At 71.2% G+C, this 11,901-nt stretch carries 11 protein-coding genes; all 11 read right to left on the bottom strand.

Going from position 1 to position 11,901, the window contains the following annotated elements:
• Positions 1–10: 10 nt before the first annotated feature.
• Positions 11–1,570 (bottom strand): formate dehydrogenase beta subunit, encoded by a 1,560-nt coding sequence (locus ACXJKQ_RS17605; protein WP_457107024.1) that lies wholly within the window; start codon positions 1,568–1,570, stop codon positions 11–13.
• Positions 1,567–2,040: a formate dehydrogenase subunit gamma gene (locus ACXJKQ_RS17600; protein WP_457107023.1), complete on the bottom strand. Its 474-nt coding sequence runs from the start codon at positions 2,038–2,040 to the stop codon at positions 1,567–1,569. Before ACXJKQ_RS17600 ends, ACXJKQ_RS17605 begins: the two co-directional genes overlap by 4 nt.
• Positions 2,041–2,358: 318 nt before the next feature.
• Positions 2,359–3,015 (bottom strand): glutathione S-transferase family protein, encoded by a 657-nt coding sequence (locus ACXJKQ_RS17595; protein ID WP_457107022.1) that lies wholly within the window; start codon positions 3,013–3,015, stop codon positions 2,359–2,361.
• A 109-nt stretch (positions 3,016–3,124) separates the two neighbouring features.
• Positions 3,125–3,616, bottom strand: a complete 492-nt coding sequence (locus ACXJKQ_RS17590) for a cytochrome c-type biogenesis protein (RefSeq protein WP_457107021.1) — start codon at positions 3,614–3,616, stop codon at positions 3,125–3,127.
• An 8-nt stretch (positions 3,617–3,624) separates the two neighbouring features.
• Positions 3,625–5,625, bottom strand: a complete 2,001-nt coding sequence (locus ACXJKQ_RS17585; RefSeq protein WP_457107020.1) for a heme lyase CcmF/NrfE family subunit — start codon at positions 5,623–5,625, stop codon at positions 3,625–3,627.
• A 10-nt stretch (positions 5,626–5,635) separates the two neighbouring features.
• Positions 5,636–6,148 (bottom strand): cytochrome c maturation protein CcmE, encoded by a 513-nt coding sequence (gene ccmE / locus ACXJKQ_RS17580; protein WP_457107019.1) that lies wholly within the window; start codon positions 6,146–6,148, stop codon positions 5,636–5,638.
• A gap of 182 nt (positions 6,149–6,330) precedes the next feature.
• Positions 6,331–7,818 (bottom strand): c-type cytochrome biogenesis protein CcmI, encoded by a 1,488-nt coding sequence (gene ccmI, locus ACXJKQ_RS17575; RefSeq protein ID WP_457107018.1) that lies wholly within the window; start codon positions 7,816–7,818, stop codon positions 6,331–6,333.
• Between the two features lie 185 nt (positions 7,819–8,003).
• Positions 8,004–9,422 carry an ATP-binding protein gene (locus ACXJKQ_RS17570; protein ID WP_457107017.1) on the bottom strand — a complete coding sequence of 473 codons (1,419 nt, stop codon included), beginning with the start codon at positions 9,420–9,422 and terminating at the stop codon, positions 8,004–8,006.
• Positions 9,423–9,437: 15 nt separating this feature from the next.
• Positions 9,438–10,592 (bottom strand): PrpF domain-containing protein, encoded by a 1,155-nt coding sequence (locus ACXJKQ_RS17565; protein ID WP_457107016.1) that lies wholly within the window; start codon positions 10,590–10,592, stop codon positions 9,438–9,440.
• 2 nt (positions 10,593–10,594) lie between these two features.
• Positions 10,595–11,272, bottom strand: coding sequence for a response regulator transcription factor (locus ACXJKQ_RS17560; protein ID WP_012321897.1), 678 nt, complete (start codon positions 11,270–11,272; stop codon positions 10,595–10,597).
• A 35-nt stretch (positions 11,273–11,307) separates the two neighbouring features.
• A complete protein-coding gene (locus ACXJKQ_RS17555; RefSeq protein WP_457107015.1) occupies positions 11,308–11,679 on the bottom strand; it encodes a PepSY domain-containing protein in 372 nt (123 codons plus the stop codon).
• Positions 11,680–11,901 lie beyond the last annotated feature (222 nt).

Genomic DNA, 11,901 nt, shown 5'->3' with positions numbered 1-11,901 from the left:
CGACGTTTCCTCACTCGGCCGCGGCCGGCAGATCGCCGGCGCGCCTGAAATCTTCGGGGAAGTGGGTGATCGCGCTCATCACGGGCATCGGCGTGAGCCCGCCCATGGCGCAGAGCGACCCGTCGGTCATGACCTCGCAGAGGTCCTCGACCAGCTTCAGGTTCGCGTCCGGCCGGATGCCGGCGATCACCTTGTCCATGGTCTCGACGCCGCGGGTCGCTCCGATGCGGCAGGGGGTGCACTTGCCGCACGACTCGGTGGCGCAGAAGTCGAAGGCGAAGCGGGCCTGGGCGGCCATGTCGACGGTGTCGTCGAACACCACGATGCCGCCGTGGCCGACGAGGCCCTTCTTGGCCGCCATCGCCTCGTAATCGAGGGGCGTGTCGAGGAGATGGTCGGGGAAGTAGGCCCCGAGCGGGCCTCCGACCTGCACGGCCCGGACCGGCCGCCCCGAGCGGGTGCCGCCGCCGAAATCCTCGATGACCTGCCGCAGGGTGATGCCGAAGGCCATCTCGATCAGGCCGCCGTGCTTGACGTTGCCGGCGAGCTGGATCGGCAGGGTGCCGAGCGAGCGGCCCATGCCGTAATCGGCGTAGGCCCTGGCGCCGTTCTCCAGGATCCACGGCACCGCCGTGAAGGTCATTACGTTGTTGACCAGCGTCGGCTTGCCGAGGAAGCCCTTGAGCGCCGGGATCGGCGGCTTGGCCCGCACGATGCCGCGCTTGCCCTCCAGGCTCTCCAGCAGCGAGGTCTCCTCGCCGCAGATATAGGCGCCGGCGCCCAGCCGAACTTCCAGGTGGAAGGTCCTGCCCGAGCCCAGGATGTTGTCGCCCAGCACGCCGGCCGCCACGCCGTTGGCGATCGCCTCCTTGAGGGTCGCGAAGGCCTGCGGGTACTCGGAGCGCAGGTAGATGTAGCCGCGGGTGGCGCCGGTCGCCATGGCCGCGATGGTCATGCCCTCGATGAGGTTGAAGGGGTCGCCCTCCATCATCATCCGGTCGGCGAAGGTGCCGGAATCGCCCTCGTCGGCGTTGCAGACCACGTATTTCTGGTCCGCCTTGGCGAGCATCACGGTGTTCCACTTGATGCCGGCCGGGAAGCCGGCACCGCCCCGGCCGCGCAGGCCGGAATCGCGCACCGCCGCCACGATACCCTCGGCATCGAGCTTGAGCGCGGCCTCAAGGCCGCGATAGCCGCCATGCGCCCGGTAATCGTCGACGGAGACCGGGTCGATCACGCCGCAGCGGTGGAAGGTCAGGCGCTGCTGCCGGGCGAGGTAGGGGATCTTCTCGGGGTCCCCGAGACACAGGGGATGGTCGCCGCCGGTGGCAAGGCCCCCGTCCAGCAGGGCATCGACATCCTTGACCGTCACCGGCCCGTAGGCGACGCGCCCCTCAGGCGTGCCGACCTCGACCATCGGCTCCAGCCAGAACAGGCCGCGGGAGCCGGTGCGGACGATGGTGACGTCCAGACCGCGGCGCTCGGCGCCGGCGAAGAGGGCGCGGGCGACCTTGTTGGCACCGAGTCCGAGGGCGACGGCGTCGCGCGGAACGTAGAGCGTGACGCTCACTGGCGCACCTCCGTCAGGGCAGCTTCGAGGGCGTCGGCGGTCAGGTGCGCGACCGGCTCACCGTCCACCAGCGCGGCGGGGCCGTTGGCGCACAGGCCGAGGCAGTAGACCGGCTCGACCGTGGCGCTGCCGTCGGCGGTGGTCTCGTGCCAGCCGCAGCCGAGGCGGCCGAGGATCTCGCGGTGCAGGTTGTCGGAGCCCATGGCCTGGCAGGCCTCGGCGCGGCACAGCTTCACTTCGTGCCGGCCGGCGGGATGGGCGCGGAAATCATGGTAGAAGGTGATGCAGCCGTGCACCTCGGCGCGCGACAGGTTCAGGGCGTCCGCGATCAGCGGCACGGCGCCAGAATCCACGTAGCCGAATGTTTCCTGCAGTGCGTGCAGGATCGGCAGCGTGGCCCCTTCGAGATGCGTATGCTCGGCGATGATCCCGGTGGCGCGTTCCGCGCTCCAGGGCTCGTGACGCGCCATGGTTCTCAGCCCAGTCTGTTCCTGTTCTAAGGCGAAGAGGAACAGAAATGCCGAATGGCTTCAATCGAACTGTCCGGTCAGGCGACAAAGGACGTTTGTCGAGCTGTAACGCGCCGGTGGGGGCAATGAGCACGTTCTGTTAACCCGTTGAAACAACGTAGTTTTTCAAATCACACCCTCAGTCAGAATCTCCTGCGTGCATCGCAACATGGATTTGTGCTCTGCAATAAATTGCATGCATCCGACGTCGGGCATATCCGCTTGCAGAATAGCCGGCCGTCATTGCGCGCGCAGCGAAGCAACGACGGAAGCTGAGGGTCAGAACTCCATCTCGAGCTCTTCGATCTCATCCGGCTCGTCGGCGGCGGCCTCGGCCCACTCGACCATCAGGGGCCAGCGCAGGATCGTGTCGCGGTAGGCGGCGGCCCGGGGCGGCAGCGCGACGTCGTAGGTGCGGAAGCGCGTGCAGACCGGGGCGTACATGGCGTCAGCCAGGCAGGGGCGGTCACCGAACAGGAACGGCCCCTCGTACCGGTCCAGGCAATCGTCAAAGATCGTGACGATGCGCTCGATATCGGCCTTCGCGCCGTTGAACACCCGGAAGTCGGGGTGGAAGGCCCGCAGGTTCATCGGCAGGGCCGAGCGCAGGTTGACGAAACCGGAATGCATCTCGCCGGAGATGGACCGGCAATGGGCACGCTCCGCCACGTTGCCGGGCAGGAAGCCAGCCTGCGGGAACGTCTCCGCGAGGTATTCGGCGATGGCGAGGGTGTCCCAGACGACCACGTCGCCGTGGCGCAGGCGCGGCACGAGGAAGGAGGGCGACAGATGCAGCAACTCCGCCCGGCTTCCGGCATCCGCACCGGACAGGACCTCGGTCTCGAAGTCGAGACCCGCCATCCGGCAGATCAGCCACCCCCGTAGGGACCATGAAGAGTAGTTGCGGCTCGAGATGGTAAGCGTTGCAGCCGTCATCGTCCTGCCCCCCGGCGCGTGACCCGTCCTGCGGTCTGCGGCGCCTGATCCAAGACCTGATCCAAGACTCGTGCCGCGTGACGCCGGCGAATCACGATTCCGCCGGATTCTACTCCCGCCGCAGGAGCGCCGCGACCTCCGCCTCCTCGGCGGCTGACAGGTTTCGGACGGGGGCCGCCGGCCTGCGGCGCGCGAGGCGCCAGATGCCGAATCCGCCGAGCAGGACCGCGAGCACAGGGGTCAGCCATAGGAGCAGGGTGTGCAGGGCGAAGACTGGGCGCAGCAGCACGAACTCGCCGTAACGGGCCACGACGTAGTCGAGCACCGCCGTGTCGCTGTCGCCCTTCTCCAGGCGCTCGCGCACGATCAGGCGCAGATCCTTGGCGAGCGGCGCGTCGGAATCGTCGATCGACTGGTTCTGGCAGACGAGGCAGCGCAGCTCCGCCGAGATCTCCCGTGCGCGATGCTCCAGGGCCGGGTTCTTCAGGACTTCGTCGGGCTGGACGGCGTGGGCCGGGGCGACAAGGACGAGAGCAGCGGCGAGCGCGAAGCCGAACCGGCCGGCGCGCGCCCGCACGCCCACCTTTGCGGGGGCTATCATCGCCGCCATCATTCCGCCGGCACCGCGTTGGGCAGCGGCCGCGCCTTCGCCTTGGCGGGGGCGCCGACGCGCATCCGGCGATCGGTGAGCGAGAGGCCGCCGCCCAGCGCCATCACCACGGCCCCGAGCCAGATCAGGAGCACCAGGGGCTTGTAGTAGAGGCGCAGGCCGACGCCGCCGTCCTGGCCCATCTCGCCGAGGCTGGCATAGACCTGGCTGAAGCCGATGGTCAACAGACCCGACTCCGTCACCGCCATCTTGCGGCTCGGATAGAAGCGCTTGCCGGTCTCCACATGGCCGACCTCGTCGCCGGAGCGGGTCCGGATCGTCAGGGAGGCCGCGGCCTCCTCGTAGTTCGGCCCCTGGCGGGGGCCGACGCGGTCCAGGGTCGCCACGTAGGGTCCCGTCGCCAGGGTCTGTCCGGGCTTGAGGGTCGCAAGCCCCTCGGTGGCCCAGCCCTGGGCGGCGATGCCCAGCACCACGACGCCGACACCGGCATGGGCGAAGGCGGTCCCCCAGGCCGAGCGCGGCAGGCCGACGGCGCGCCGCCCGATCTGACCGAGCGAGCGCGCCCGGCTCGCCCCGTAGCCCCGGGCGCGGGTGACGATCTCGAGGGCGGAGCCGATCAGCAGGTAGGCGCCGAGGCCGATCCCCACCGGCGCCATGACCGGGCCGCCCCAGGTCAGCGCCAGCACGGCGAAGCCGATGACCAGGGCGACCGCCAGCGCGGCGAAGAGGCGCTGGGCGGCGGCGAGCACGTCGCCGCGCTTCCAGGCCAGCGCCTGGCCGAGAGGCACGATCAGCAGCAGCGGGATCGCCAGCGGCACGAAGGTCGAGTTGAAGAAGGGCGGACCGACCGTGATCTTCTCGCCCGTCAGCATCTCCAGGAGCAGCGGGTAGAGGGTGCCGACCAGCACGGTGGCGCAGCCGGCGACGAGGAAGAGATTGTTGAGGACCAGGGAGCCCTCGCGGGAGATCGGGGCGAACAGACCCCCCTGCCGCAGCAGCGGCGCCCGCCACGCGAACAGCGTCAGCGAGCCGCCGATGAACAGGATCAGGATCCCCAGGATGAACACGCCGCGGGTCGGGTCGGTGGCGAAGGAATGCACGGAGGTGATCACGCCCGAGCGGACCAGGAAGGTGCCGATCAGCGACAGCGAGAAGGTCAGGATCGCGAGCAGGACCGTCCAGACCTTGAGGGCGTCGCGCTTCTCCATGACCACGGTGGAGTGCAGAAGCGCCGTCCCGGCGATCCACGGCATCAGGGAGGCGTTCTCGACCGGATCCCAGAACCACCAGCCACCCCAGCCGAGTTCGTAATAGGCCCAGTAGGAGCCCATCGCGATTCCGAGCGTCAGGAAGCACCACGCAGTGAGCGTCCAGGGCCGCACCGCCCGCGCCCAGACGGCGTCGATCCGGCCGTCGATCAGCGCGGCGACCGCGAAGGCGAAGCTGATCGAGAAGCCGACATAGCCGAGGTAGAGGAGAGGCGGGTGGATCGCCAGCCCGGGATCCTGCAGCAGCGGGTTGAGGTCGTTGCCCTCCAGCGGCGCCGGGATCACGCGGCTGAACGGGTTCGAGGTCGTGATGATGAACAGCACGAACACGAAGGTGATCAGCCCCTGCACACCCAGCGTGCTGGCGCGCAGCCGCGGCGGCACGGAGTTCTTCGCCGCCGCGACACAGGCGCCGAACAAGGTGAGGATCAGGACCCAGAGGAGCATCGAGCCCTCGTGGTTCCCCCAGACGCCGGAGATCTTGTAGATCAGTGGCTTCTGCGTGTGCGAGTTCTCGACGACGTTCTGGACCGAGAAATCGGACGTGACATGCGCCCAGGTCAGCGCCGCGAACGCGAACAGCACGCAGGCGAAGGCGCCGAGCGCCGCCTGCGAGGCGGTCTGGCGGAGCGCCGGGTCGCCCGAGCGCGCGGCCCAGATCGGCATCACCACCTGGACGAGGGAGATCGCGAGCGCGAGTGCGAGCGCGAAGTGACCGGTCTCGACGATCATGCGGATTCCCTTACCGCTCGCTGCGCTGGCCGAGGGTCTGGTCGGCCGCCGCGGTGGCGGGCTTTTGCGCGGGTGCGCCCTTGTTCGGACCGCCCTCCTGCCAGCGCCCCTGCGCCTTCAGGGCATCGGCGACCTCGCGGGGCATGTACGATTCGTCGTGCTTGGCCAGCACCGTGTCGGCGCGGAACTGCCCGCCCGGCTCCAGCACGCCCTCGGCGACCACGCCCTGCCCTTCCCGGAACAGGTCCGGAAGCAGCCCCTTGTAGTGGACCGCGACGGTCTCGTTCGTGTCGGTGACGGCGAAATCGACCGTCTGGTCGGGGCCGCGCTTGAGCGAGCCGTCCTTCACCAGGCCGCCGAGCCGCAGGCGCGTGCCTGGGGCGATGGCCTGCTTGGCGATGTCGGTGGGCGAGCGGAAGAACACGATCGAGCCGCTCATGGCGTAGAGCATCAGCCCCACGGCGAGGGCCAGTACGCTTCCGCAGGCGGCGATCAGGATCAGGCGGCGTTTCTTACGCGTCACGATACTTCCACCCCGCGGTCCGGCGCGCGGAGACCCGCCACGACCGAAACCGTTCTCATTCTAGTCTTGAGGGTGTCGGCTCCGGGCGCCCGCGGGTCAAGGGCAGCCGTCGGGACCGATTGTCGTACGGGCCGCGCCGCGGCGGCGGCCTCGCGATTTCGTGGCGTCAGGAATTGGGCTGGTCAGGGGGTCGGCTTGGCGGGGAGGTCCAGCTCCCGGGCGAGGCCGTCGAGCCGCGCCACCGCCTCGGCGTTGGCGGCCAGCGCCATCCGTGCGCGATCGAGGGCCTTCACAGCCAGATCGCGCTCGCCCAGCGCGCTGTAGGAGCGCACGAGGCGCATCCACTCGTCCGGCGTCCCGCCGCGGGCGCCGAGGCGCCGGTCGAGCCCCTCGACCATGCCGCGAATCGCCGCCTGCTGCTCCGCCTGCGGCATGGCGCGCACGGCCGCCATCGCCGACTCCTTCTCGGCTTGGGCGGTCGGCCCCGCCTGACCTGATTCGGCCGGTGCGGACGCCTCGCCTTCGACGCCGAGGCCCACGGCGCGGGCGCCCTGCTCCACCTGGGCGAGCCCCTGCGGGTCGCCCGCGAGGGCGGCGCGGGCGCGGGCAAGGGCGGCCGTCGCCTGATCGCGCTCGCCGAGCACCGCGCGGGAACGGACGAGCCGCAGCCACTCGTCGGGAGTCCCGCCACCGGCCTTGAGCCGGGCGTCGAGCCCGTCGACCATGCCGCGGATCGCGGCCTGCTGTTCCGCGGGCATTTTCGGCCCCGCCTGGGGCGTCGTGGGCGGCGGCGGCTCGCCCTTGAGGCGCGCCACCGTCTGCCGGACCACGCCGAGCCACGGGGCGTTCGGCGGGCTCGCGGCCTCGAGTTCGGTGAGCTGGCGGATCGCCTCGCCGGTGTCGCCGGCCTGCTCGGCCGCCCGCGCGAGGTAGAAGCGGGGCTTCGGCGCGTTGGGCTCCTTGGCCTGCGCCTTCTCGAACAGCGCCTTGGCCTCGGGCGAGACGGTGCCGTCGGCCGCCGCCGTCAGGGCCTCCCCCTGATCGGCGAGGGTGTCGGCGCTCTCGCCCTTCAGGCGCGCGATGTTGGCGTAGGCGCGGGCGGCATCGTCGAAGCGGCCGGTGCGCATGTAGACCGGGGCGAGGACCGCCCAGCCGCGGGCATCGTTGGGGTCGCGGGCGAGCCGCGCCTCGATCTGCCCGACCGCCTTCATCAGCTCGTCGGCACCGCCACGGGCGGCCTGCCGGTCGGCCTCGGTCTGCGCGGGCAGCTCGGGCGAGCCGTAGAGGCCGTAGGCGATCAGCGCCACGAGGGGGATGGTCGAGAGTGCGAAGGCCGAGGCGGCCCGGCGCCGGCGGAGGCGCGGCTCGGCCGGGCGCGCGGCCTCCGCGAGGCCGTCGTCCTCGGCCTCGCGCTGCGCCTCGCGGCTCGCGCGGAGCAGCCGGCGGGCGGCCTCCGCCTTGGCGGTCTCGGCTTCGTCCCGGGCGATCAGGCCGCGGCCCAGGTCGCGGTCGATCTCGGCGATCTGATCCTCGTAGAAGGCGGTCTCGGTGGCGAGCCCGGTCCCGCCGGCCTCGCCGGTCGGCACGGCGGCGCGCCGCGACATCGGCCAGAGCAGGCCGAGGACGGCCGCCGCGGTCATGGCCGCCAGGATGAACCAGATCGCCGTCATGAACCTTATCGCCAACGAGCCGGACCGGCCCGCCCCTCCCCACGCCATGTGGAGCCGGCAGCGTGAGGCCACGACGTCTCCCGACGGCGGCACGGTGTCACGCAAGTCTCCCGCGAAGACAAGGGGCAGGCCCGGGCCATGTGGCCGCGTCCCGCACCGGGGGTCGGCCGGCGGGGCGAGCGGCCTCAGTGCGTCGCCGTCCCCACGGGCGCGTCGCCCGGCACTTCCAGCACCGCCCGCAGGCCGCCGAGCGTCGCCTGCTCGAGGGTGAAGCGGCCCCGGTACAGGGCGGCGAGATCGGCCACGATCGAGAGGCCCAGACCCGAGCCGGGCTTCGATTCGTCGAGCCGGCGCCCGCGGCCGAGCACCGCCTGGCGGGCCTCCGGAGGCAGACCGGGACCATCGTCCTCGATGGCGACGACGAGGTGGGGATAATCGTGCTCGGCCACCGCCTCGGCCCGGATCGCCACCCTGCCGTGCGCCCATTTCGAGGCGTTGTCGACGAGGTTGCCGACCATCTCCTCGAAATCCTGGCGCTCGCCGCGGAAGCGCAGACCCGGTGGGACGTGGACATCGTAGGCGATGTCTTTGTCCCGGTAGATTTTTCCGAACGTCCGCACGAGGCCGGCCAGCGCCGGCTCGACCTCCGTCGATGTCCCCAGGGTGCCGGCGAGCGCCGCGGCGCGCGCCCGGTCGAGGTGGTAGTTCACCTGATCGCGCATCACGGCGGCCTGCTCGCAGATCTTCTGCGCCAGTTCCTCCGGCGCGTCCGAGGCGCCGACCTCGTTGACGATGATCGAGAGCGGCGTCTTCAAGGCGTGGGCGAGGTTGCCGACCTGCGTGCGGGCGCGCTCCAGGATCTCGCGATTGGTCTCGATCAGCAGGTTCACCTCGCCGGTGAGCGGGGCGATGTCGCGGGGATAGGTGCCGGTGATGCGGTCGGCCTCGCCCCGGCGGACGGCGCCGAGCGCGGCCCGCATCTTCTTGAGCGGCGCGAGGCCGAACCGGATCTGCAGCAGGGTGGTGATCGCCAGCGAGAGGCCGAGCAGTCCGAAGGTGATGGTCAGCGAGTTGCGGAACCGGTCGACGTCGTTGACGATCTCGTCGGCCGGGCCGGCGACGCGGACCGTGTAGCGGCCCTCCTCGCCGAGATCGACGTCGCGCTCCATGATCCGCAGCAGGCGCCCGTCCTGCCCCTTGCCGTAGCCCTGCCGGATCTGACCGACGCCGGCCTTGCCCTCCGGATCCGTGGCGGGCGGAAGCGGCACGCCGACCAGCGAGCGGGAGGTGCGCACGTCCCGCGGCTTCGCGTCGGGCTTGCCGACCTGCCAGTACCAGCCCGACAGGGGCAGGTCGAAGCGGGGGTCACCCAGCGAGAAGGTCCGGCTCTCGGGATCGTTCGGCGAGACGAGATCGGTGGCGAGGTTGTTGGCGAAGACCAGCAGCCGGCTGTCGAAGGAGCGCTCGGTGTTCTCGCGGTAGAGGGTCGTGAGGATCCAGGCCGCGATCAGCAGGATCGCGGAACTCGACAGGAAGGCCGACACGGCGAGCCGCACCGCGATGGAGCGGCGGCGTAGGGAGAAGAGGCCGATGAGGTCGATCATGGTCGCGTCGGTCGCTCAGCCGGGCGGCGGCGCATCGTAGAACACCGCGCCCCGCATCAGCGGGCGCGCCGTGCGGAAGAACGCGCCGCGCGCGGCCCGCCAGCCGTCGCCCTCGCGCATCACGGCGGCGTCGGCGGTGAGGATTCCCGACGGCATGCCGACCCGCAGGGCCGCGCCGGTGGCGCGCGCGGCCTCGTGGACGAGGCTGCCGTCGAGCCGGGCGGCGACCGCGAGGCACAGGGTGGCGGTGAGGGGCAGCGCTTGGTGCGGCACGCCGTTGGAGATCACCCGGGCGGTCAGGTCGATGTCGGCGGCGCGGACCGTGGCGCCGGAGAGGCTGCCGGCATCCCTCGGCGGCCCGACGAGGCCGACGAAGGGCACGTGGACGATGCCCGCCGCCGCCGCGAGGTCGGGCGCGATGCCCATCGCCACGGACCCGGCCCGGCGGATCTGCGCCAGGCGGTCGAGGAGGCCGGGCACCGACTCCAGGGCGGCGGGCAGTTCCGTGCCGGCGAGCCCGAGATCGGCGGCGCGGACGAATACGCAGGCATTGGCGGCGTCGACCAGCGAGGCCTCGATCGGGCCGAGGCCCGGCACGTCGAGGGTCTGGCGGACGGCGCCGGTGGGCAGGAGCCGGCCGGTCGTGGCGCCGCCGGGATCCAGGAAGTCGAGCTGGATCGGCGCGCCCGTGCCGGCGACGCCGGGGATCGCGAGGTCGCCGCGATAGACGCTGCGGCCGCCCTCCGCGGCGAAGCTGGCCGCGATCAGCTTGCGCGTGTTGGTGTTGAAGATCCGCAGGGACACCGGGCCGTCCGGGACGGCGATGAGCCCCTCGTCGACCGCGAACGGGCCGACCGCCGCGAGCATGTTGCCGCAATTGCCCGACAGGTCGATGCGGCCGTCGCGGACCACCACCTGCACGAAGGTGTACTCGAGATCGGCATCCGGCCGCGCGGAGCGCTCCACCACGCAGATCTTCGAGACCGACGACACGCCCCCGCCCATGCCGTTGAGCTGCCGCCCGAACGGGTCCGGGCTGTCCATGGCGGAGAGGAAGACCCGCTCCCAGGCGGCGAGGTCCCCCGGCACGTCCCGGCGGTGCAGCATCAGCGCCTTGCTGGTGCCGCCGCGCATGAACACGGCGGGCAGCGTGCCGGATCGGGCGGGCACGCTCACATCCGCGCCGGCGGCTGGTTCGGGTCCACGAGGTAGCCGAGGCCGCGCACGGTCTGGATCAGGTCCACGGCGAGTTTCTTGCGCAGGCGGCCGACGAACACCTCGATCGTGTTCGAGTCCCGGTCGAAATCCTGGTCGTAGAGGTGCTCGGTGAGTTCGGCCCGGGACACGACCCGGCCGGTATGGTGCATCAGGTAGGAGAGCAGCCGGTACTCGTGGCTCGTCAGCTTCACCTGGGCGCCGTCGACGAAGACCTTGCCGGAGCGCGTATCGAGCGTGACGGGACCGCAGGCGATCTGGCTGGTGGCGTGGCCGGCGGCCCGGCGCAGGAGCGCGCGGACCCGGGCCATCAGCTCCTCCATGTGGAAGGGCTTGGTGACGTAGTCGTCGGCGCCGGCATCGAAGCCGTCGACCTTGTCGGACCAGCGGTCGCGGGCGGTGAGGATGATCACCGGCGTCTTGACGCCGGCCCGGCGCCACTTCTGCAGGACCGTGACGCCGTCGGCCTTGGGCAGGCCCATGTCGAGGATGATGGCGTCGTAGGGCTCGCTCTCGCCGAGATAGCCGCCCTCCTCGCCGTCATAGGCCTTGTCGGCGACGTAGCCGGCCTCCTCAAGCGCGGCCACGACTTGCCGGTTGATGTCCTTGTCATCTTCCACGACCAGCAGACGCACGGCTCACTCCCCTCCGAAACGGTCCCGGCGCCCGCTCAATACTGTCCCGCGACGGTGCCGGTGCGCGCATCGACGATGACGTGCACGAAGTGACCGTCCCGACGCAAGGCGGTGAGCATGTACACGAGCGTGTCCTCGTAACGGCAGAGGCTCGCCCTCTGGATCTCGGCCCGGGGGATCACCGTGCGAGCCGCGCGGATCGCCGCCACCGGCGGGATCACCCGGCGTTCGCCGACCTCCTCGCGCATGTCGGCGGGGGACAGGCAGTTCTCGATCCGCAGGGGCGCCGGGCTGGAGACGGTGCCCGTCTGGGGAGCCGGCCCATCATCGGCCATGGAGCCGAGGCCGCCCGCGGCGAGGGCCGCGGCGGTCAGGCTGATGGCGACGAGGGCGATGGCGTAGCGCATTGCCGGGAGATGTGCGCCGAGGGCACTGAATGCGTCCTGAATACGTGGCCATAGGCGGCGCGGTTCGCGCGCTGGAGGCCGGCCGGCAAATCCTGATGTGATCGACTTCAAGGCGGGCGGCATCGTGCCGGCATTACGGCTGAGGGGCCGGCCGGTTCCGACGACCGGCCGGGTTCGCACCGGCGATGCGCGGCGGCTCGCCGCCCCGGCGCGGCCGCGGTC

This window comes from Methylobacterium sp. P5_C11, assembly GCF_054049775.1.
The sequence above is the reverse complement of the archived record's forward strand: the minus strand, read 5'-3'. Positions and strand labels throughout refer to the sequence as shown.